This is a genomic window from Paraburkholderia sp. BR10936 (assembly GCF_040965735.1).
Lineage (GTDB): Bacteria > Pseudomonadota > Gammaproteobacteria > Burkholderiales > Burkholderiaceae > Paraburkholderia > Paraburkholderia nodosa_A.
Genome location: NZ_JBFRCM010000022.1, coordinates 63653 through 86466 on the forward strand (window position 1 = coordinate 63653; position 22814 = coordinate 86466).

Annotated in this window: 21 protein-coding genes and 1 pseudogene; 4 read left to right on the plus strand and 18 right to left on the minus strand. The window is 56.9% G+C overall.

Features of this window, described 5'->3' with window-relative positions; genetic code table 11:
* The first annotated feature begins 220 nt into the window (after positions 1-220).
* Entirely contained in the window at positions 221-808 is a 588-nt protein-coding gene (locus AB4Y36_RS34115) for a hypothetical protein (RefSeq protein WP_368618952.1), read from the plus strand.
* 166 nt (positions 809-974) lie between these two features.
* Here the strand turns inward: AB4Y36_RS34115 and AB4Y36_RS34120 are convergent.
* The 3 genes and pseudogenes from AB4Y36_RS34120 to galU form a co-directional block, all read right to left on the minus strand.
* Positions 975-1229: pseudogene (locus AB4Y36_RS34120) on the minus strand (H-NS family nucleoid-associated regulatory protein); the annotation flags it as partial.
* A 162-nt stretch (positions 1230-1391) separates the two neighbouring features.
* Positions 1392-1730 carry an H-NS family nucleoid-associated regulatory protein gene (locus AB4Y36_RS34125; RefSeq protein ID WP_368618953.1) on the minus strand — a complete coding sequence of 113 codons (339 nt, stop codon included), beginning with the start codon at positions 1728-1730 and terminating at the stop codon, positions 1392-1394.
* 106 nt (positions 1731-1836) lie between these two features.
* Positions 1837-2763, minus strand: coding sequence for a UTP--glucose-1-phosphate uridylyltransferase GalU (gene galU, locus AB4Y36_RS34130; protein WP_368618954.1), 927 nt, complete (start codon positions 2761-2763; stop codon positions 1837-1839).
* Between the two features lie 419 nt (positions 2764-3182).
* Here galU and AB4Y36_RS34135 point away from each other — a divergent pair, with 419 nt between their 5' ends.
* The 3 genes from AB4Y36_RS34135 (at position 3183) to AB4Y36_RS34145 (ending at position 6566) form a co-directional block, all read left to right on the plus strand.
* Positions 3183-3761 carry a phosphatase PAP2 family protein gene (locus AB4Y36_RS34135; RefSeq protein ID WP_368618955.1) on the plus strand — a complete coding sequence of 193 codons (579 nt, stop codon included), beginning with the start codon at positions 3183-3185 and terminating at the stop codon, positions 3759-3761.
* 357 nt (positions 3762-4118) lie between these two features.
* Positions 4119-5318 (plus strand): hypothetical protein, encoded by a 1200-nt coding sequence (locus tag AB4Y36_RS34140; protein ID WP_368618956.1) that lies wholly within the window; start codon positions 4119-4121, stop codon positions 5316-5318.
* Positions 5319-5435: 117 nt separating this feature from the next.
* Entirely contained in the window at positions 5436-6566 is a 1131-nt protein-coding gene (locus tag AB4Y36_RS34145) for a sialidase family protein (RefSeq protein ID WP_368618957.1), read from the plus strand.
* 857 nt (positions 6567-7423) lie between these two features.
* Here AB4Y36_RS34145 and AB4Y36_RS34150 read toward each other — a convergent pair.
* The 15 genes from AB4Y36_RS34150 to AB4Y36_RS34220 all read right to left on the minus strand — a co-directional run bounded on the left by AB4Y36_RS34150 (position 7424) and on the right by AB4Y36_RS34220 (position 22631).
* Positions 7424-8560 (minus strand): acyltransferase family protein, encoded by a 1137-nt coding sequence (locus AB4Y36_RS34150; RefSeq protein ID WP_368685335.1) that lies wholly within the window; start codon positions 8558-8560, stop codon positions 7424-7426.
* A 79-nt stretch (positions 8561-8639) separates the two neighbouring features.
* Entirely contained in the window at positions 8640-9575 is a 936-nt protein-coding gene (locus tag AB4Y36_RS34155) for an SIS domain-containing protein (protein ID WP_368618959.1), read from the minus strand.
* Positions 9553-10347, minus strand: a complete 795-nt coding sequence (gene kdsB, locus AB4Y36_RS34160) for a 3-deoxy-manno-octulosonate cytidylyltransferase (protein WP_368618960.1) — start codon at positions 10345-10347, stop codon at positions 9553-9555. Before kdsB ends, AB4Y36_RS34155 begins: the two co-directional genes overlap by 23 nt.
* Positions 10331-10882, minus strand: a complete 552-nt coding sequence (locus AB4Y36_RS34165) for a KdsC family phosphatase (RefSeq protein ID WP_368618961.1) — start codon at positions 10880-10882, stop codon at positions 10331-10333. The genes kdsB and AB4Y36_RS34165 overlap by 17 nt, the downstream gene beginning before the upstream one ends.
* A complete protein-coding gene (gene kdsA / locus AB4Y36_RS34170; RefSeq protein ID WP_069268926.1) occupies positions 10879-11724 on the minus strand; it encodes a 3-deoxy-8-phosphooctulonate synthase in 846 nt (281 codons plus the stop codon). The genes AB4Y36_RS34165 and kdsA overlap by 4 nt, the downstream gene beginning before the upstream one ends.
* Before the next feature lie 19 nt (positions 11725-11743).
* Positions 11744-12880, minus strand: coding sequence for a glycosyltransferase (locus AB4Y36_RS34175; RefSeq protein ID WP_342922203.1), 1137 nt, complete (start codon positions 12878-12880; stop codon positions 11744-11746).
* Positions 12877-13863: a glycosyltransferase gene (locus tag AB4Y36_RS34180; protein WP_368618962.1), complete on the minus strand. Its 987-nt coding sequence runs from the start codon at positions 13861-13863 to the stop codon at positions 12877-12879. Before AB4Y36_RS34180 ends, AB4Y36_RS34175 begins: the two co-directional genes overlap by 4 nt.
* Positions 13860-14390 (minus strand): serine acetyltransferase, encoded by a 531-nt coding sequence (locus AB4Y36_RS34185; protein ID WP_368618963.1) that lies wholly within the window; start codon positions 14388-14390, stop codon positions 13860-13862. The genes AB4Y36_RS34180 and AB4Y36_RS34185 overlap by 4 nt, the downstream gene beginning before the upstream one ends.
* Position 14391: 1 nt before the next feature.
* Entirely contained in the window at positions 14392-15591 is a 1200-nt protein-coding gene (locus AB4Y36_RS34190) for a capsular biosynthesis protein (RefSeq protein WP_368618964.1), read from the minus strand.
* A gap of 27 nt (positions 15592-15618) precedes the next feature.
* Positions 15619-16851, minus strand: coding sequence for an oligosaccharide flippase family protein (locus AB4Y36_RS34195; RefSeq protein ID WP_368618965.1), 1233 nt, complete (start codon positions 16849-16851; stop codon positions 15619-15621).
* A gap of 76 nt (positions 16852-16927) precedes the next feature.
* Positions 16928-19162, minus strand: coding sequence for a polysaccharide biosynthesis tyrosine autokinase (locus AB4Y36_RS34200; protein ID WP_368685336.1), 2235 nt, complete (start codon positions 19160-19162; stop codon positions 16928-16930).
* Positions 19163-19204: 42 nt separating this feature from the next.
* A complete protein-coding gene (locus AB4Y36_RS34205; RefSeq protein WP_342922299.1) occupies positions 19205-19639 on the minus strand; it encodes a low molecular weight protein-tyrosine-phosphatase in 435 nt (144 codons plus the stop codon).
* Entirely contained in the window at positions 19636-20748 is a 1113-nt protein-coding gene (locus AB4Y36_RS34210; RefSeq protein ID WP_368607012.1) for a polysaccharide biosynthesis/export family protein, read from the minus strand. The genes AB4Y36_RS34205 and AB4Y36_RS34210 overlap by 4 nt, the downstream gene beginning before the upstream one ends.
* Positions 20749-21048: 300 nt before the next feature.
* Positions 21049-22116: a sugar transferase gene (locus AB4Y36_RS34215; RefSeq protein ID WP_368607010.1), complete on the minus strand. Its 1068-nt coding sequence runs from the start codon at positions 22114-22116 to the stop codon at positions 21049-21051.
* 125 nt (positions 22117-22241) lie between these two features.
* A complete protein-coding gene (locus AB4Y36_RS34220; protein WP_368685337.1) occupies positions 22242-22631 on the minus strand; it encodes a helix-turn-helix domain-containing protein in 390 nt (129 codons plus the stop codon).
* Positions 22632-22814: the final 183 nt, after the last annotated feature.

The window sequence follows — 22814 nt, forward strand, 5'->3', positions numbered from 1 at the left end:
AACCGCGAAGTTGCAGTCGCGTTCCAACTAACAGCTCACGAACAAAACACCGAAATGTTCGCTCGACTTTGAGGCACACCAATCTTCACAGCAATACGTTGATGGTATCGATCAGCCAGCCCGTCGGCAACGTGACCGAGATCCGGGCGAAATGTCGCAATCGATCAACAGCCAGATCAGTCATTTATAAAACAGCAAAATTCTAACACTATCACGCTATATGAATAACGATCAACATGATTCACTTGTCGATAGCATCCGTAATCTGGAGAAAGAAGTCCATCAGCTGTTAGATCAGAATGCGGCGCTTGAGCTTAGACTCCACATACACATACTCGCACTTTACGAGATCGTGCAGATAGTTACCAACCGCACAAATCGGAGCGCCTCTGCCAAAACGTTTCGGCGCTCCACGGAGGCGATATTCGCGTCCTCAAAGGGTAGCGATTCGTCCGGGGCGTACTGGATAGCCGCCCAGTCCGAGATGGAAGCACTTGTGTCTGAATTCGATCAGATCAACTGCACAGAAGCACTCGGAGAAGATGAAAATCTATCTTCAAAGCATGGCACACACTCGATCGACGAAGAATCCCGTGGAATTCTGCTGTGTACAATAATTGCAGCCTTCAAATGCCTCTTCGCGCAACATCCAGAGCCTGGAGAGCTCAACGACTTTTGGACCGCACATATTGCTGCATTGGAAACGGTTGTTAGACACGCACCCAATCTGTCTGCATCTTCGATCAAATGGGCAAAAAACCTCCTGAACGAACACTCCGTCATCGATAAACCGACGCTGCTACACTGAGTATTTCTACCGCTCGATACTGATAGCATGATCGAGACGCACCTCAATTGCAGAGCAATCCCGTCAATGCTACCGGTTCGGATCGCCAAATTGGCGTCTCCGGATATTGACCTCCATGAATTGCGTTAACGTTCAAGTCCAGTCGGAGCGCTCACCTCATCCCGAGCTATCGTGAATACCATCGCTTTGCCAGGAAGCGCGCGCGATTCTTCGCCTCCGTGATCCAGGCCGGATCCCCGTCTCTCCCCGACCATGTCGCTCCTGTCTTTGGATAAAGGGACTTCGCTGGTGGCTTACCTTTCGACATCCTGCTCGTGGACACACTATGAGATCCAAAGATGTCGCGCCAGGAATACCCACATTCATTGACCTTTGCGCCGATGTCCGCGAGAACGACTTGAGATTCAGCGCGCCACGCTTCCGCTGGCTGCTCCCTTCAAGCACAGCCAATTGAGCCTTCGAACAGTCGAAAGTTACCACCCTGCCCGTTGCCACAAGAACCTCTCGCGTATCCGCGCCAGATGTGAGCCCCCTACTCACGTCGTCTCACGAGAGCTCTGTCTGCCCAGGAGCGGCCCGAATGTCAGAACGTGGACTCTTGCCGCGTAGGGGGTAAGTTTTCCTCAATGCGCGCAGCGTCAACCCATGAAGGCTTTCGACCGCGTCCGGACCACACGCGACCCGTCTTTGGGTCACGAATTTTCGCAATCAACTGGCGGGATCTACCTCGGACATCATCGACCGTAAGCTGATGTAACTCCAACTTTCTCCGAATTTCCTGAATCACAATCTCTCGCTCATGCTTGAATACCTCGGCGATCTTGAGATCAAGCATTGCGAGCTGTTCACGCAATTCTTTATAGGTGGACATATATCGAAGACTGATCCAGGTTGGGAAAAAAGCCTGCCATGTCCAGAACATGGCAGGCGAAACCAGGACAGCGGGGGACTATCCCAGGGTACCGATTGGCGCAAAGCTGAATGCACTCGAACAAGCAGTTAGCCGATAGCATCGGCCGCTGACGTCCTCAGACAGCGTCCACGCTCTCGCGCGCATCCTCCGCTTCATTTTCGCGCTGATCAACGCGTCGCAATTGCAGGTTCAGGTACTCAGCAAACTCAGCGCCTACCTCGCTGTGCTGGAGCGCAAACTCAACCGTGGCCTTCAGATAGCCGAGCTTGCTACCACAATCGTACCGCGTCCCCCGGTACTTGTAGGCGAGGACCTGTTCGTCGCTGAGCAAGGACTCAATTGCATCTGTGAGTTGCAGTTCGCCGCCCGCACCTGGCTTCAGTGCGCGCAAATGCTTGAAGATCCGCGGCTTGAGTATGTAGCGACCGACAACCCCGAGGTTCGATGGCGCCACGTCGGGGGCGGGTTTTTCGACAATCGCTGAGAGCTTGACGATGTTCTCCTCCCACGTCTTTCCGTCGACAACTCCGTATGAACGCGTGTCTGCTCGCGGGATCTCCTCCACTCCGAGTACTGAACTGTGGTAGTGGTTGAACAGATCCACCATCTGCGATGTCACGGGCGGCTCACCATGAAGCAGGTCATCTGCGAGAATAACCGCAAACGGGTTATCGCCCACGAGTTTCTCAGCGCACAATACAGCATGGCCGAGCCCGAGCGCTTCCGGTTGGCGAACGTAAAAGCAATCGACATGGCTGGGCTTGATACCACGGACCAGTTCCAGCAGTTGCTTCTTTCCACGCGCTTCCAGTTCCGCCTCAATCTCGTACGATTTGTCGAAATGGTCTTCAATCGCCCGTTTGCTACGCCCGGTCACGAAAATCATTTCAGTGATGCCCGCTGCAATAGCTTCTTCCACTGCGTACTGGATCAACGGCTTGTCCACAACAGGCAGCATTTCCTTCGGACTTGCCTTCGTGGCGGGGAGGAAGCGTGTACCGAGACCAGCTACCGGAAAAACGGCCTTCGTGACCTTAAGCATACGAACTCCATGATGAATGCGCTGATATCGGGCGAAAGCATAACGTCGTCCTTCAGCCAGGTGGTGCAAGTGGCCGAATACGTTCCGATTTTGACGGATAGGGATGACATAATCTGGAGGCCTGAGTGTTTAATTCGCCACAACTCGCTCAAAACGAACGTCGGAGACACAAAATAGGTGGGAATTCCGCGCGCTTCCAACACTTCGGCTCTCTTTCGCAAACACCCAAACGCCGTGCGACATCGAAAGGGATCACACGTTCCACCTCAGCTCCGACCGACCCGGCTTCCGAACTCTTTTATGTGAGAGTCGACGGCCAATCGCCTCTCCCATCGATTCGATGGCTCGATACGTTGCGAACTGGGAGCAAGCCAACATCGCCTGATATAGTGGGCACCTTTCTTCTTTCGGAATACAGCATGTGGTCCGCTATCAGTAATCTGGGCGACGCAGCGTTGACGATCCCGCTTGCCATTGTCTGCTTCGTGTGGCTAACGCGTTCGCCGACCGGCGCGCGCGTTGCCATATCATGGGCCGCGCTTCTTTCGGCAGCAATGCTGCTCGTTGGCGTGACAAAGATCTTGTACGCAGGATGCGGAATACAGATTCGCTCGCTGGATTTTCGCATGATCAGCGGACACACAATGCTCGCTTCTGCAATTTGGCCGATGTCATGGCTGATCGTCCTGAACGACGGCTCGCGCATCAAACCTGGCGCTGCCATCTGGCCAGGCATCGGGTTCGCGACGGCTATCGGTATCTCGCGCGTTTTCGACGAGGCTCATACAGTTTCAGAAGTGGTCTCCGGATGGACGCTTGGCATGCTCGTGACGATACTTCTGATTCGATGGAGCGGCGCTCCTGTCGTTCCGCGACGCCTGCGTCCGATTGCTGCTGCCTCGCTGTTTGCCGTCTCGGCAGTCGCGTACGGACATCATGCACCAATTCAGGGGGCGATCGATATGTATTCACCGTGGCTTTGCGAACACTGGGCCTAGTCGGTCGAGTGTAACTCGTACCCGCGCGATGAACCTTCCTTCGATGGGGAAGGGTGAATACTGGACCGGATGCGTGGCGTCTCCCATCACTTCAAAAAAGCTACAAATCCCCTCGGCAGCTTGCCGACTGCCAGTCGTTAGCCGACATAAGCTTGACTGGATCGGACGAGGGCAGCGCGACGCGCCAGCGTCCATTTATCCTCTGCGGGCGCCCACGGAATAAATCTCCTGAAACCACCAGGACACCGATCCATGGACTGCGATTAAAACGTCGGCGCCGGACGGATTGGCGACCTGCGTGGCGTGCCTGAACGTCAACTGCTATGCAAGGTACAGCTTCCGATCCGAAATTCCCTTATGTCGACCTTTCTGTTCACCGCAAGTGTATTCTTTTTCTCCCTGAACGCATTCAGCGTTCGAGCAACCTTTGCAGCGTATTTCTTCGCGTGCGCCCTGTTATTCCTGCGGACCCCCTCCCTTCTTGAGAAAGGAGCCAATGCCCACGGGATGCTGACATACTGGCTTGGGTGTATCACCATCTCGTTTATTTTTTCTGCATTCGGTGATTTTTATCTCAACTTTTTCATCAAATTTGTACTGATCCAGACTTACATCGTGCTGCTCTACTGGATGTTCAGCAGCGGCGTCCTTTCGCTCAAGTCGATCGAGTCAGCATGCACGGCGTTGATCTATATTCATGGTGCATTTTTTCTTTTCCAGCTCCTGTACTATCTGGCCACTGGTGTATTCGTTGACTTTGATAGCTATATTCGCGAGTCCGACGCCGACGCCCTCTATGCAACGAAAGCACTGAGTGACAGCCTGATCTCCATCCGCGCGCTTGGCCTCTACTCTGAACCGTCCTTCTACGCAATGACGGTGATTCCGTGCGGCGTTCTCTTACTTCTGGTGAAACGTCGGATTACGCTCGCCTCGGTCATTGCATTCGGCACCGCGCTGATCAGTTTCTCGGTAGCGTCGATGGTAGTTTGTGCAGTGCTTGGATTCGTCCATGTGATGTTCGAACGCGGGAACCTGCGTCTCAAGCTGTTCGTCATTCTGGCCGCGTTATTGTGCGCGCCCGCGATGTACAACGTCTACGACCAACGTGTAAACCAGTCGGTCGACTATGACGCCGTGGGCAGCCGGACACTAATTCTGACCGAACTCCAGGATCGTGATCTCACTGCGGGTGCCTTCGGAAGCGGTCTATTCTGGGACGACCGGAATAACGTCGGCAAAACACACATGCGTGGATATCAGGCACGAGACAGTTCCTTCTACGTCTACGTTCTATTCAGTGTAGGCGTTGTCGGGTCCGCTGTGTTCTTTGGTACGATTGGGGTGATGTTCCGCAATCGCAACAAGTGGCGATATCTCGCTTACCTGTTGCCAATCATGCTCTTCAAGTATCACGTGCTCTATGGGATGCTTTGGATGACGCTGCTGCTCTTCGTCGTCCTCGCCGAGCAAAACACCGCACCTTCGCCCCCCAACCGCCGCCTCTCGACCCAGCGTCCTGGCACTCGTGCCATCGCGGCGAATTCCCGTATCTAAATGTCAATCATGCCAATGACGCCCACTCGAGCTATGTGCACGCGTAAATCGAGCCTGCCAGATCGGAGTCGCCAGGCCGGCAGGCACCTTGCCCGCCTCAGTTGCAGGCTTTCGCTCATGCTTGTCAGCGTCCTTTGCGCCTGCGGGGTGGCCGCCTCCGCAAAAGGGCGAACGAATGTCGGTCCCCCAGGTCGCGTAATCGCCCATAGTGCTGCATCCACGCACGTATTCCTTGGATCCCCGGCATTGGCGGTGCTACCCGATGGCACCTATGTCGCTTCCTACGACACGTTTGGGCCCGGTTCGTCGGAAGACTACGTGACCGTCATGGCGTCGCGTGACAAAGGTCAGAGCTGGACTAGACAGAGCACGGTCTCCGGCCAGTACTGGTCATCGCTGTTCGTCCTGGACAACGCGTTATATTTGATGGGAACTGATCGGGCAATGGGCACACCCACCATTCGCAGATCCGTTGACGGCGGCGCTACGTGGACTGATGCAACCGACGCGTCTACGGGACGATTCAATCTGCCGGGGCGTTACATCACGGGTGCAGTTCCTGTCGTGGTGAGCCAGGGTCGCGTCTGGCGCGCCTACGACGTGGTCGAAGGCGGAGATTTGCGCTCACTCGTCATGTCCGCCCCGCAACACTCGAACCTCCTGGATACGCAGAACTGGACCGTATCAAAACATCAAGCCTCGAACCCTGCATGGCTGCGTGGAAAGTTCATTTCCTGGGAGGAAGGCAGCGTAGTTCTTTTCAAGAACGGACCGCCAGGAATCCTGCTTCGCGTCAATACCCGGAACGGGGTTGAGAAAGCAGCGATCGTCCACGGCGGGTCCGATGAGACGACGCTGAGTTTCGATCCGACGCGCGACTTCGTCGACATGCCTGGTGGAGGCAAGAAGTTCACCGTTCGGTTTGACCCAACCTCACAACGGTACTGGTCTTTGACAAACGCTGTACTTGCGAACGACGGACATGAAAGCCTCGAACGCGTTCGCAATACCCTTGCATTGATTTCGTCCCCCGACCTGCACAACTGGTCTGTTTCCTCTGTCGTCATGCGGCATCCTGACGTGAAGCGACACGGCTTTCAATACGTGGATTGGGAATTTAGCGGTGACGATATCATTGCGGTGATACGCACGTCCTTCGACGATCCCGAAGGCGGTGCGCAAAGTCAACATAATTCCAACTACATCACGTTTGCGAGGTTCCCCGATTTTCGCCGGGACGCACATTAACGGCAAATCTTTGTCGCTATAAACGCGGACGACGCCAGTCGTCGCACTTGATCGCCGCACCTTGCGGTCCCATATCAACACTATCACCTATGATTTTGAAGCCCACGGCCGGCGCTTCCGGTCGTCGCTGACTGGACCACACCTCGATATCAGATGGTCTTGCGCCGCGGTTCGCTCCGGAGTCTCACAGAAGGCGGCCTGCTGCGGACGTCCTGCCGGCGATCGCAGGGCGCACCGTCTTCTTCCATGCGGGGGGGAAAGCACCAGTCTTCATCAGGTGATACCACTGACTGCGTCGCAGAGGCATGTGCGACATGAACCACATAGACCTCGTGCGTGCCGATGACTCACATTTCGGCGCGAGCCTGGCTAACGCCGTACCGCCGCTGCCGCGCATGCCATCTAACCTGCACGGTATCCCTACCGAAGGGCGCTCCGGAATTCACATCAAAGAACGCCTTCCCTCAAGCCTGGTCGCCTGCCCCATTACTTAGGGACCGCCACCACGTGCCCCGCTCACGAAGAATGTGAACTGCTGCGTCTCTGGAACATCGTCGATATGACGCACCGCACCCGCCCCATCGGAACGGAAAGCCGCCAGTCGCCTGCTGAGGCACCCTTAGTGGGTCGCTGCCAATCGATGGATCTGCCTCGAGGTCGCTGACCGTCGAAAACGATGACCCGAACTTCGGAAACCGCTACGGGACAGGGGGCTGAGGTTCGCGCCCACCTCAGTCGCCTCCTGACAATCGGTTGCTTACTTCCCTGCTGATGATCCGACCGATTTGCCTGATCGCAGATTGCCTCGTCAGATCTCTCATCCAGTGCAGTGCAAACTGGCTGCCGTCCTGCAGCCTTCACCTCAGCGCGAATCCACGAGACAGAAGCTGCTTCAATCTCGCCTTGTTCTCAACCAGAGTCGACGCAACGCGTGCGATGCAGACCCCCAACGCGAACGTCCCGATCCCAATCAGAATCCGGCTTGTCGGTGACCCTCTAAGCACCGCTTGGGTCACGCCAAACACAAAAAGCAGGATTGGAAAATGAATGATATAAAGCGTGTAAGAATATTCTGCACTCTTCGAAAGGAGCGCGTTGGATGGCGATCGCCGATCCAGGACCAACGCTATCACGCAAGTAAATAGTAAGCCTATGAAGAAGTTGAAAGCTACGATGTAGTGCCAGTTTGCTCCCGCCTGCCCTCCAGCTGCGTTAAAGCTGTGAACAAAGCAGCCTGCGAACTCGATCGATGCCCCACCGAACAGGACTACGCCGGCACAAACGAGCCATCGTAGTTTTCGCGATCTGGTGCCGGAATTGTGGTGCACGCAACGCAGGAATCCGGCAGCCCAAACCGCACCATACGCAACGAACTTCATGTCCCGAAAGCCAAGCAGGGCAATGAACGCAAGCAATACCGGCCAATATCTGGGCGCCTGTCTGAAGGCCACCGCTGCACCTGCGATCGCATACAGCCACACCTCAAACGACAAGCTCCATAGCGGCCCGTTCACACGTGGCGTATGGGTGACAAAACCGTTCAGAAACAAGGCTGCTCCCAATAGTTCTTCTGGGACGAGCTGAAAGCCATCGGCAACGAGGTATCTTTCCGGCGAGAAATGGCTTGACCCGGAACTGAATACCGCCGGACTCAGAAGGCTAAGGGCCAGTATCAGGAGAAGCGAAAGCACCAGAGGCGGAACGATGCGCCAGGCACGGGCAGCGGCATAGTCGAGAACGCGATAATCGCCCTCAGATATCCTGGATGTTATTGATTTGCAGATCAGGAATCCGCTCAATACAAAGAACAACATGACAGAGCCCTGGCCGAGGATGAGCGAATACGCGTGAATCCCGGACCAGTACGGTGCGACAAACACCTGCTCGATATGCGTTGCCACCACCATGAGTGCTGCCAGACCACGGCACGAGTGGATAAATCCGGAATTCTCTTCCGATAGCCGGGAGAAGCCACTCAATGACAAACCGCTCATACATCCTCCGACAAACGAATCATGTCTCGCGTGGCGTTCCCGTCTGAAAAGGGCAACGCCGCGCGCTCGCGCCTCTCTCTCACTTCTTGAACACCCCGACGACATCGGCTCCATCGAACACAAGCAGCGCGTTGATCTTCTTCTGCTCCATCACCAGCAGCGCATCCTCAATCCGCGTCTCTGGAGAGACCATTGCTGGCTCAACAGACATCATGTTCGCCGCAGTGGTTCGTAAAACCTCGTTGCCGTGCCGCTCGATGGCACGACGCACGTCTCCGTCGGTCACGACGCCCCAGCCGATATCGAGCCGCACAATCGCGAGCCCAAGACGTCCACGTGTCATAGCTTGCAGTACGTCGATCGCAGGCGTGTCGTGGCTGACGAAAGGCAGATCCCTATGGGCCATCTCGTCACTTACTGTGCGGAGCAACCGCCGACCGAGCGATCCACCCGGATGAAAGCGCGCAAAGTTTTCCGGTTGAAACCCCCGGACTCTCATCAGCGTGATCGCCAACGCGTCGCCCATGGCGAGCGTTGCAGTTGTCGATGCCGTGGGGGCGAGCTGGAAGGGACAGGCCTCTGCATCTACGCCGATGTCAAGGTGAATGTGTGCCGCGCTCGCAAGCGTTGACGCTCGATTACCGGTCAGTGCAATCAGCCGGTTTCCATTGTTTCGCAAGAATGGAATCAGCTTGATCACCTCGTCAGTTTCGCCCGAGTTCGAGATCGCAAAAAACGTATCTGCCGGCACGACCATTCCCAGATCGCCGTGATAGGCCTCTCCTGGGTGCATGTAGAAGCTCGGCGTGCCGGTGCTGGCGAATGTCGCCGCTATCTTCCGACCAATGATCCCCGATTTGCCCATCCCACAAACCACGACGCGCCCACTGGATGCCAGGATGGTCTCGACCGCGCGCGAGAAGCCTTCGTCAAGTCGACCTGCCAGTGCTGAAAGCGCACGCGCCTCGATGCCCAGCACTTCACGGGCGGACTCAATATAGTTCAATTGATTCATGACCTTGCCGTTTCAACATAGTAAGAATGCGCTCAACGTCTTCGGGCGTATCTACGCCGTGAGGCGGCGTCTCAGGCCAATGCATGACGTGAATCTGCAGTCCAAGCCACAATGCACGTAGCTGCTCAAGCTTTTCGAGCGATTCGAGTTCACACGGCTCATTAGTCGCCAGCCGTTGCAGCGCAGCGTTCTGATATCCGTATATTCCGACGTGACGGCGGAAGACGCCCTCCACCGCCGCGGGCCGACCGTCCCGGCAAAGCGGAATCGGTGCCCGGGAAAAGTACAGAGCGCGCCCCTCCCTGTCGACGACCAGCTTCACGATATTTGGGTCATCAATCTGGATAGCGTCCTTGACAGGGCAAGCGACCGTCGCCATCTCAAAGCGGGGAACGCTTTCACAGAACACAGCAAACTCCTGCAGCAGAGCGACTGGCACCAGCGGCTCATCACCCTGCACATTGATGACGATGTCGTCCGGTCGCCATCCGGAGGCCCTGGCGACTTCCGCTACGCGGTCGGTACCAGACTGATGTCCGGAGTCAGTCATCGCAAACGCTATCTGTCGTCTCCTCAACACGTCAGCGATACGCTCATCATCGATCGCTACCACAACCTCCGTTTCCGGAAGAGCACGGCGAACCCGCGAGTACACACGCACGATCATCGGCTCACCGGCCAGATCGATGAGAGGTTTTCCCGGCAAACGCGTAGACCCGAAGCGCGAGGGGATCACGATCCGCAGGGCTCGGCGTTCACTGGGTGACATCATGACGACTCCAGAGTTGAAAGAGCGGCCGATACGCGTCCTCCAGCGACAGCCCTCCACACGTAAGAATATGATCGGCCACCTCGCGAGCGACTCCTTCACCGCCCGCACGTGACGTCACGTGGCTGACACGCGAGCGAACCAGTGCATGCGCGTCTGCAGGCGCATACGACACACCCACGCGCTCGATCACGCAGAGATCGTTCACATCGTCTCCGACATACGCAGTCTGCATGTCGTCGACGCGGAGTTGCTGCTTGATCGATTCGAATCCTGTACGCTTGTCGTGACACCCGGTGACCACAGCGTCCACACGCAGTTGCGTCACGCGCCAGGTGAGCGCCTCGCTGTGCTTACCAGACAGGATCGCGGAACGGATCCCATGCGCACGCAACAACGCGATCGCGACCCCGTCGTGTGCGTGAAAGCTCTTTACGCGTTCGCCGTCAGCGCTTACATGGAGACGACCGTCAGTCAGGACACCATCGACGTCGAACACGACGACTGATATTCCACCGGAGTAGACAACGGCACTCATCGGATGTCGAGCGGCTCAAACCGCTTTACAAGATCATCGATGGCCTTCACCTGTGCAAGAAACGGCTCGAGCAGGTTCAATGGCAACGCGCTCGGCCCGTCACAGCGCGCACGATCGGGATCAGGATGGGCTTCGAGGAACAGGCCGGCAATGCCAAGTGCGATGCCGGCGCGCGCCAGGTCGAGCACCTGGCTGCGCCGCCCGCCAGACGCCTCGCCGTGCGGATCGCGGCATTGGAGGCTATGGGTAACGTCAAATATTACCGGGCAGTCTCCCGACGCCTCCCGCATCTGGCGAAAGCCCAGCATGTCCACGACCAGATTGTCGTAGCCAAACGCCACGCCACGTTCACACAGGATGACTTTGTCGTTACCAGCCTCGCGGCACTTCGCCACCACGTGCTTGACCTGAGCGGGGCTCATGAACTGCGGCTTCTTGACGTTGATGACGCGCCCAGTTTTTGCGATCGAGACCACGAGATCGGTCTGACGAGCGAGAAACGCCGGTACCTGAAGCACATCAACGACGTCAGCAACCGCTTCAGCCTGCGCCACTTCGTGTACGTCGGTTATGACGGGCACCCCGAAGCGGTCTTTGACGATCGCCAGAATGGAAAGTCCTTCTTCCATTCCGACGCCGCGGTATGAGTGGATTGACGAACGGTTTGCCTTGTCGAAAGAAGCCTTGAAGACGAGGGGAACTCCAAGCTTCCTGGTGACATCGACGAAAACTTCGCAAGCTTCAAGTGTGAACTCAAGACTCTCCAGAACATTCAGGCCGCCAAATAACACAAACGGCAACTGATTTCCGACTTCAACGTTGGCGCTGATCGATACGCTCATTTACATTTCCCCCGAGGAATTACGATGTGTGCTGCCGCAAAATTGTGCGGTCGACGTTGTGGTGCCTTGATCGCTGCCGGCGCTTCAACTCGTCCTCATATACGGGCGCGAGCTGTTGAAAGAATCGCTTCTCCGTGAACCGGTCTTTTGCCTCGATGCGCGCGCGCGACGCGAGGCCCGCACGGAACTCCGGATCATCAATAACCCGTCCAAGCAATTCCGCTCCTTCCGCGGCGCTCGAGAAAATGGCGCCCGTTTCGAGATGCCTAACGACATCGACATTCCCTGCGCAATCAGACACAATCGCGGCGCTTCCCGCCATCATTGCCTCGACGACTGAAACCGGCATGCCTTCCCATGACGAGGTCGACAGATACGCATCGGCACGTTCAAGCCACGACCGTACGTCACGGCGGGAGAGCCACCCCGTTATGATCACCCCGGCAGCACGTAGCTCCTGCTTCAGGGCGTCGTCCCCGTCTCCAATCCACACGAAGCGGGCGTGAGGACGGTCAAGCCGCCGGGCAATCTCCGCGAACAGGCCCGGATTCTTCTGGGGCCGCACGCCGCCGACCGTCACGACACAAAAACCAACGCTATCTTTCTGCTCTTCGTTCTCACCTGGTTTCGCCGCATGCGCCTTTACCGCATTCTCGACAAGCCTCACGGGCTGCCGCAACCAACGACGCACAACTTGCTGCTCGCTCTCCGAACAAGCGACGTATACGCAACGTCGCAGTGCGGCGACGCGCTCGAGACCCACAAATAGCAACCGCTTCGGAGTTGAGATGTCGCGCCGCATGAACGAGATGCAGTGAGGACTATAGAAGAACGCCGTCCGACGCAGTGCGAGGAGTGTGGAGATACGCCCAAGAAATCCGGCAAAGGACGAATGCAGATGCACGATGTCCGGATTCAGGCCGATCAACTTCGAGCGCAGCGCCGGGACAGAGCGCATAAGCGAGACATCCTTCATCTGCACATGGTGCAATCTGACATTCCTGGCGAACAAGCCAGGTAACGCTGCGGGGGTATCGGGACGGATTGAATAAATCACATCGACCTTGTGGCCCTCGCGCGCAAGCCCGTTCGCGATCAAACAAACCATCGACAATGTGCCGGTTGCAGTCGACTCCAGAATATGTACGATCCTCATCGCGTTTGCCCTCCCTCGTTGACCCTCTCCCGTTGATGCGTCATCAGGGGCGCTTGTCCTGTAGCCGCGCCGATGCGTTCAAGCACCCCAGAGCGCTCAATAACCCGACTCCATTCGAGCGATACGATTTTTCTCGGGTCGTTCCGCTGCAGAGCTATCGGAGCGCGTGAAAACAGTTCATCGAATATCCGCGGTCCGGTTACATGGCACCGAATATCGAGTTCGCGCGCAGCGAGCACATTCGACGGAGCGTCGTTGCAGATGATTGATTTTCCGAGCGCGGCGTACTCGAGAAGCTTCGTCGGCGTCTGGAAACAATGCGGCCGGTGATAGGGGAAATAGCAGATCGCGTGGTCGGAGCGTCGGACGATACGCAGTGCATCCTGCTGCGGCACGCGACCCGTGAACACGATCCCCGGGACGGCCCGAAACTCATCAAGAATCGATGGCTCCGGTCGCCCGACCAGAATCAATGCTTCAGATGGATCGCGACGAGCGTCGCGGAATGCCCCCAGCACCTTATGAAATCCGCGTTCGCGGCTCATTTCGCCTATGTAGCAAAACTTTCCAGCCGGCATTGATGTCGCATCGTCGTCGGTGACATCAAAGATCCAGTCCGGAACACCCATAGGGAGCAGCAAGGATGGAACACCGTCGCTGAAGCCCATAGCATCCCGCATCCGCACATTCTGAAAAATGCGGAGATTCGGCCTGGCGTTCAGTGCGCGTTTGATCCAGTCTTTGACGAACGCCATCCGGCCGACAGAAAGAGACCGATAGTCGTGAACCACAAATTTAGCGGGCGGCAGCGCACGATAGAGCCCCATGATGCACCAAAGGACTGCTCGACGATCCTCCGCTACGCGATTGAGCGCGCCCAGATCCCCGTGCTCGACTGGGATGCCTCGTTGCGTCAGGCAATCGCTATATGCCTCGATCTCGGGATAGTTCGCTTTACCTGGATGAAGGATAAATACGCTCACTGGATGCAATCCCCCGTATTGAGTATCCGCGCCGGCACGCCAACGGCGACAGCGCGCGCCGGCACGTCAGTAAGCACCACTGCCCCTGCACCTATGCGCGCATGATCCCCAACCAACACATCTCCAACCACGACACAGTGGGCGCCGAACTCCACGTGGTCGCCAATCTTCGGCACGCCGCTAATCGAGCCATCGCGCTGGATAGTGTTTCCGAGTGTGACGCCGTGGCGCAGCGTGCAGTATTCACCGATGACGACGTATCCGTTGATCACCATTCCAGTTCCGTGAAACAAGGCGAGCCCTTTTCCAATCCTCGTTTTAACTGGTATCTCGATTCCCATTAGCCAATCGCAAATGAAGATGTACAGAACGATGAGGGGAGCCCCGCATATGAGCGTCACGATACTTCTGCAGGCGAGATAATTGACAATCCGGAAGAAGATCATCACAAATCGCGTCTTGAAATACGGATTCCTTTTGTAGTCCAATACGACTGCATCAAGTGTTTTTCTGAGCGTAACTGTCATTTCAATGCTCAATAGAAAATACCTTGCGGGCGGCCTCCGGAGAAATCCCGCCCGAAGAGAAGTAGTCAACTCCGTCGATCAGGAACGAATGTATGTATTTCAGCAGCCGCGTCCGGTCGAAGTTCTTGTAGAAGCATTGCCCCAGTGAAATCACGCGCTTTCCGTACAGCAATCCCTCGAGTCCTACCGTCGAGTTGATCGTGACGACTGCCTGCGCATGCTTGATAAGATCAGTCGTCGGCGACGACACCAGAGTAAACTGACACCTATCCCGCATAGCCTCTATTGCACTGATCGCAGACTCGTCATTTTCGGCCGGATGAAGTTTTACCAGCAATGCAGCATCCTGCGTGACGGCGAACTCCAACGCATGCCGGATCGCCCCCAGGTTATCGATCTCTGAGTGCAGCTTGATCTGTGTATCGCCCGATACCTGAAGAGGCAGAAACACGTAGCGCTGCGTCGACAGCTCGGAGGCGACGTAGTTCTTGATGTCAACTGGTCTCCGACCGCCATTTCGTGCACGTACGGTTGCAAGACGCTTACGCCCAACACCCGAGCTCGCGAACTTCAGAACGTAATTCACTCCCGAGACGACCTTTCGCTTCAGCGAAGTTCGAGCCTGGGGCAACGGCCTAGACTTGGCGCTTTCGTAATGCATCAGCCAACGCCGGTGCGTCTCCTCGTCCGGCAACGAGAGCCGATCAATCACAGCCGGATCCCGACAGATGATGGAAAGTGCATTGACACCCGACGAATCCACGAAGAGCTTGCCGGGGAGATTGGATATCTCAAGGAACCTCTGTGGAACCCCATGTACCAGGCACGCGTGAGAAACAGCCCTGCAGACCAGTTGCTGACCGTTCCACATAAAACACTGGGTCACGCTAAACCGTGTCAGGAGCGACGACACACGACGCACCACCGCGCAGGATTCTACGCGTGCGCGTTCCCGGCTCACCTGCCCGTTTAGCACCTCAATCGAGCGATCGTAAGGATATTCTGTGCAGGATTCGTCCACTTCCAGTGTGGGGTTTCTGACCTTGCGTAGGTAGTATGAACGGTACCCCGCACACTTCAGGCGAAGATGCGCAACTGGCTCACTCGTCAGGAACAGGAAGTCATACTCACCTCTAACGGCATGCACGAGCCTCGCGGCGAAGTAGTATCTCTCGAGAGAGTCAACGACTATCAGAATCATCGGTAAATCTCCGTTTCCCTTTCTCGATTAGGCAGCGGGGCTCAACCGCACCAGATTCGCGTTGAGCACGCGATACGTAATTCCTATTCCGCCTGCCATTAGTGCTGCACCTGCAAGCGAAAATGTGAATACGCTTGCTTCTGCTGACAGGTCGAACCATCTCGCAATACATAGAGCAGTCAACAGGGAGATGCCAGACAGGAGCTGAAACATGAAGTCGGTCCGCTGCGCACGGGTCGCGAGGAAGATCTGGGAAAGCGGGACGTAGACGAGTTGCAGCGCGAATAGCGGTACGAGGCTATTGAAAAATCGAACGGCACCGTACCACTTCGATCCAAAGACCCATGTCACGACCGGGTCGAATAGCACAAGGCCGCCAATTGCGTAGAGGGCTGCTATTCCAACCAGCGAGCGCGCGTAGATGCGGTAGACGTTAAGCAACGCACTTCGTGCATCTTCGCGAGCGATCGCACCGATAGCATCACGCCTAAAGACCCCTCCGATACTCTGGCCAATCAGCGAGACGGGGAAGAATCCCAGCCGGTACGCGAGGGCGAAATACCCAGCAACGTGCGCGCCATACCAATGCGGTATCACAATTGCCAACGCGTAAGTCAACACGGACGCACAGATCGTCGACGGCAGGATGTACGCAGCAAATCGCCTGTTGTCCGCAAAGAATCCGGGCGACAGCTTGAAAGCGTATCCGCTTCGGCTGCCGATCACTGCGATCCCCGCTACCATCACAATCGCGACGCTGGCCGTCGAAACCATGTACGCGTCAAAGAGACCAACCTTTGCACAAGCCGTACAGACTTGACCGAGTAGCAGGTACGCGAGAAAGCCGCAATTTGTGACCACCCTCGAGACTGTGATCCAGCCGTACCACCGCATGCTGTTCAGGAATGCGCCAGCGGCGATCTGCGCGAACGCGGCGAATGCGTAGCCCACGAGCGCATAGTATTCTGCGCGCCCAGCGACAGCGACGACCCCTGCGAGCAGCGTTGCCAATACAAGCGCAAGACCCATTACGTTGACAAGTGCGCCAAAGGACTCGCGCGGACTGTCGCTGACGCACGCGAGCTCGTACCTTAGCCCTAGCAGCGCCCCGCCGAACGTCGCAAGTGCAAGCTGGTAGTTGAACTCCCCCAGAGCGCCAGGGCCGTCCCAGCGGCCAATCAGGAAGATGCATGCGAACAATGCCGCTTGCCCGGACACGACACCTAGGAGCGATATGAGCGAGTCCCTCGGGTTGACCATTAAATTACCTCCGGGGTGAGAACCGGCAAAGTCGACCCGACAGGCCGGACTCGATGCGCGTTGAGGCGTGCACGCGTCACTCTTCCGCAGCCGTACCGTACTGGTACGCCACATAACGATAGCCGCCATACTTGTAGCCATACTGGCCGAGACGGGGGTTGACGCCGTTGAATATCACGCCACTGACCTTGACGCCGTTCTGCGAGAAGCGCTTGGTCGACTCCGCGATCTCCCCGAGACGCGTCAGCCCCGCGCGTGCCACAACAAAGGTGATACCAGCGAAACCGCCGAGAATACCCGCTTCAGGCGCCGCCAGAATCGGTGCAGTATCCATGATCACGATGTCATACTGCTTCGACAGATCGTCGAGCACAGTCGGCAACCGGCGCTTAAGTAGCAGTTCCGCCGGGTTCTTCGGAATCGTCCCGGTTGTAATGAAATCAAGCCCGTCTACGACATTACGGTGGACAACATCGTCGAGCCCCGCTTGACCGGCGATCAGATCGGTCAACCCACCGGCACGCGCAACGCCGAAGTAATCGTGCACGCGACCGCGTCGAATGTCGCCGTCAATAAGCAGGACGCGCTTGCCACCGCTCGCAATGACCGCCGCGAGATTTGTCGAAATAAAGGTCTTCCCTACACCTGGCGTTGGGCCTGCAATCAGCACGATATTGTTCTTCGCCTCGAGCATTGCAAACTGCACTGCGGTTCTCAGGCTGCGCACGCACTCGACAGCGGGTTCACCAGGAAAGTCAACTGACAACAGTGTCGCCTTGCCCCGCCTCTGCATTCTCTTTCCGTCGCCAGGATCGTTCTGGTGCTCGCTATACGGCAACGTCGCGTACACACTGAGGCCGAGACGGCGCTCTATCTCGTTATGGTCGGTGATTCCGTGAAACAACATCGAACGTGCGATCGCCGTTCCGCACCCCACGAGCAGTCCCAACAGGAGCGATGCGATTACGACGAGGGGCGTCTTCGGCTTGACAGGGAGCTCCGGAATTGCAGCGACGTCAACGAGGCGGACATTGCCGACCTTGCCTGCCTGCACAAGTTGCAGTTGCTGGACATTGTTCAGCAATGCCGTGTAAAGGTCCGTATTGACCTTTACGTCGAGCATGAGCCGGACAAAATCCTGCTGAAGATCGGGAAGTCGACGCATCTCCTGCTCAGTCGAGCTCGCATATCCGTCGAGCGCTGCGATCTCCCTGTTGATGGCAATCACGCTCGGATGGGTCGCGGTATAGTGCGTCAAAAGTTCAGCGCGCTTTTGCTCGAGCTCCAGCAAACGAGTCTTCGCATCCGAAGACTGCGCGAGCGCGACTTTGGCTTCCTCGGTAAGGTCAACCGTACCGCGCTCATTCCGGAATTTGGTCAGCCTCGCCTCAGAATCAGCAAGCTGCTGCTTCAAGGCAGGAAGTTGACCCGTCAGGAAGTCAAGTGACTGCGCGGCCTCGGCAGACTTCCGCTCGATATTCTGGCGGATGTACTGGTGGCCGATCTCGTTCATCGTGGAACTCACCCACAACGGATCGGTATCCTGGATCGTCGCGACGACGACATCCGACTGCTTGACCTTCTCCTGCACATCCAGCCGGTCCTGGATATCGTCAATGGTCCGTTCCCTCGAATTTCGGACCAGCACGAATACCGCGCCGGCGTTCGCATCAATGAAATTGACGTGAAGCACGATGGGGCCGCGCGGCGTCGTGATGACTTCCTTGCGGCCGATCTGGCCGATGAAGTCCTGGTCGAGGTCACTTCCGCTCAGGGAGTACCGGTTTGCGTCGAGGACGATCAACTTGAACCTGTCCTGCTCGTATTTCCGGGGGACGTCGAACTGCGATACTGCGATGCGCTCTCCTCCCCAGGCAAAGCCTCCAATGCCAGCGATGCCAGGCTGCGAAAGACCGTCATAGTGTCGTGAGATAAAGCTTCCGATCACAGGGAAGCGCTTCGGTTGGGCATCGATATAGAGCTTCAAGGCATCGACCGTTCGCGAAACTACAAGGCGCGAAGCGACGATCTGGGTTTCTGCCGCAGCTGAGGATTTCACGTCGAAGAGCGATGAGATGTCACCGAGCAAACTCTTCGCCGCGGAAGTATCGGGACTGTCCTCGACCTGGACCATGATGCTCGCTTCAAACACTGGCTTTGCGAGAAGCGCATACGCGACACCGGCCAGCAGGAAGCACGCGGTTATTGTCGCGATGAGCCATCGGTTCTCAAGCAGGGTATCGAGCACCACAACAAGGTCTCGATCACCATCGTCTGCGGTCTGTGGCGTTGGCACAGGAGTATTAGTCATGTCTTTTTAACGTACGACGGGGTTGCCCCCGGATATCTCGGATCACAGCGCACTAAAGCGAGCCGTCCACTCAGTCAGGCAGACTGAAATCAGTTCGGCGCAACGCTCGAATTCCGATTTCGGTCGGCGGTATGGATCTTCGACATCAATGTCCAAAAACTCACCGAGGCGAAACACCCTGCCCCGTGTAAAGGAGAACTGGCTTTCGATCTGACGTTTTTGCGCTCCATCCATTGCAAGAATTACGTCGGCCGAGGAACACAGGGAGCGCGCAATCTGCGTCGCACGATGACCAGTGATATCGTGGCCACGTTCGCGCATCACATCACACGCGTATTGCGCAGCGGGCATCCCGACGAGTGCGTTCAGCCCTGCTGAGGCTACCTGTTGCCCCTTGAGAAGCGAACCAAGCATTGCGGCAGCCATCGGGCTACGACAGAGATTCCCTTCACAAACAACCAGGATTGAGTTCATTATTTCGTGACGATCGCGGCGGTCAGACCAGCGTTGATGGCTGGCAACAGGAGGCTCAACACGCGGCTAAAGCGCACCAGGCCATTGCCATCGACATACACAACGTCCTTCGGATGCAGCTCAAACTGATTGGCGAGAATCATGGCGACCGGAGACGCGGCGTCCAGATGGAAAATTTCCGGTTGCTTTTTTACTCCACCACGAATCACATAAACCTGTGCCGCATCCGCAGTGTTTGAATTGATACTGCCGGCCTGAAGGATTGCCTCGCTGAGCGTCAACCGCCCGTCGCGCATAGGCAAAGCCGTAACAGGCTTGTTCACCTCCCCCATGACATATACGCCGCTGTCTTCGCGCGGTAGCACACGGAGCAGGTCCCCATCCTGAAGAAGGATGCGCGAGGGGTTCTGCCCCCGAACCGCCATTTCCGTCAGGTTTATGCGCTCCGATACGCCGTTGCGCACCAGGACGACGCGACTCTGATCAGCGGTTGACTCGAACCCACCTGCGCGGCTGACAGCATCGTAGAACGTCATGGGAATATCGTTCAGCGGCTGTGAGCCGGGCGTATGTACTTCGCCTTCGATATAGATTTGCTTCGCACGGTAGGACGCGACCCGCACACTGACCTGTGGGTCCTGGAAGCTCTTGCTGAGCCGCTGCGTCAACAGCACCTGTATCTGCTCCGGCTGCAAACCGGCAACGCGTACTCTGCCCGCATAAGGGAACTGCAACGTCCCGTCCTGGTCAACGACGAAGCCCGGCGGCGCGTCGGCCGCGCGCGTTGTCGCCTGCGGTTGCGCGCCGGCCGCGACCGCGAGTTCAGGGTGATCCCAAACCGTTATCTGTAGTACATCGCCTCGACCGATTGTGTACGGGCGCGGGACCACCGAGACGGCCGAGGTGCCGTCCGGGGAAGTCGCCTGCGCGTCCCTCAACTTCTGGATCAACGCAATGTCGATATTCGTAACGGGTACACCCAGGGCCGCCGTCTGCTCATTCTTTCCGTCAGGTCCGATCTGACTGGCAGCTGCAAGCGTCGCCGGCTGCTCCATGCGCATACCCGGCGAAAGTGAGCACGCGGACAGCGCGGCCGCCACCGACAAAACCATTAGTGTCAAACCGCTCCGCCCCCGGCGGAGCTTATCAGGGGAATAGCACGCCCCTTGCGACACACTTCGCATTCGTCTTTCGTACACTCGTCCACTCGTATCTGTTGTGTTGAAGTTCTGGCATGCTCGCGATCCGATAATGCGAATACGGCGAGCGGACCAGAGATCAGACTTGTAATGCACCTGCCCCGCCCCCCGACGAAAGCGCGACGCCTCTGAGCGAAGAAACGCACCACTCCCGCTAGCTTCCGCCGGTTGGCACGGAACCAGGATCGGACCAACGGTGGTCAGCTGTTGACATCAGTACGCCCCCGAACCACGCAGTACGACGCTGAATGTTCTGGCGAGAATCGATACATCGCGCCATATCGACCAGTTCTTGACGTAGGCAACGTCTAGTGCCACGCGCGTCGCATAATCGGTGTCATTGCGCCCGCTGACCTGCCAAAGTCCGGTCATTCCGGGGCTGGACATCAGGTAGTAGCCAACATCGGCCCCATAGCGGGTGAGTTCGGCTTCGACGATTGGTCGCGGACCCACCAGGCTCATCTCGCCCTTCAGGACATTCACCAGCTGTGGCAACTCGTCGAGACTGGTCTTGCGGAGAAAGTGGCCGATTGACGTGATTCGAATGTCATTTTTGAGCTTGAATTCTCTGTCCCATTCGGCACGGGCATCGGCGTCCCGCGCGAGAAGTTCTTTAAGGACCAGGTCCGCGTTCGGAATCATCGAGCGGAACTTCAGGCACTTAAAGCGTCGTCCGTTTCTGCCAACCCGCACATGACCGAATATTGCACTTCCCCCGTCACGCCTGACCAACCACGCGAGTCCGAGCAGCGCGGGGGAAAGCAGAATCAGCAGTGCCGCGGCACCAAGGATGTCCACACCACGCTTTATCACCCGGTTTACGACCGCCCCAACCGTGCCCTGTCTCTTATGAGCAGGATCCCTACCATCTGCCACAGCGGGGCGGCGGCGTGCGACGCGCTCGATCTTTCCATAGATCGCGAGCGTAAGCGCGCGGAAAATGAGAAGCCCGATGCCGCTCGTAACCGTCCAGTATGCAAACCACAGACTCGACAGGATTTGCGCCTTGTGCAAGACATACAGCAACAACGTTGTCGCTCCCTGAACAACGATCCACGCGAGAACCGTTCGGCTGAACAGGTTGAGCGGCGAATATCTCGAGCCAGAGTCGTAGATGCCGCAAGCTGGAAATACGGATAACGCCAGCGCCGCGGCGAACGCAACAAGCGAGCCATCAAATACGTGGTGTTCAGGTCCTTCCAGCGTACCGTTGAAAAGCGGGACAACTGATCCGAGAACGATCAATCCGACATCTACGGCTCTTCTGAATATCGAGTTCATAATTTCGGTATCCTAATCTAACGCAAGCGAGCGCTAGCGATCCGTAGATCACCAGATCAATTCATACACGACATGGAAGGAGGTACATCACATGATTGCTGCGTCAGGTGTGGCACCCCACCTGGTCACACTTCAGACTTAAGTTGTACGTGGGTCGTTTCTACCGCACCTGCTTGCGTTGGGCAGTTGAACAAGCCGCCTGTTGTGCTGCGCACCCCAGCGCGATATTCAGTCGGAGTGGTCGCAAGGTGACGGCGAAACAGGTTCGCCATGCAATTTCGCCCGACAAATCCCGCCTGACGCGCAATTTTCTCTATTGACAGGTCCGTTTGTGCGAGCAGCGAGCGCGCCCTCTCAAGACGAGCACGTCGCAAGAATTCCCGTGGAGACACCCCTAATGGTTGCTTGAAACGCCTCAGGAAGGTCCGCTCACTCATGGCCGCGCGCTGTGCCGCTTCCGCTGTTGACACTCGATTTCCACAGGCCAATTCGAGATTTCTAGCGGATACCCGCATCAGTCATTCAATTCGTGCCTCCCGCTGTGCCTTTCTCGCTGGACGATTTCGATAATTCAAAAAGATGTCGGTTGTGGTCGCTCGCATCGCATTGCTTCCATCGCCGCCTGATACAGACATCAGTGCGGAGTCTTTGATAGCCGCCACGCTGCTCACCCGAGTACTCATATGGATCCCCTGTCG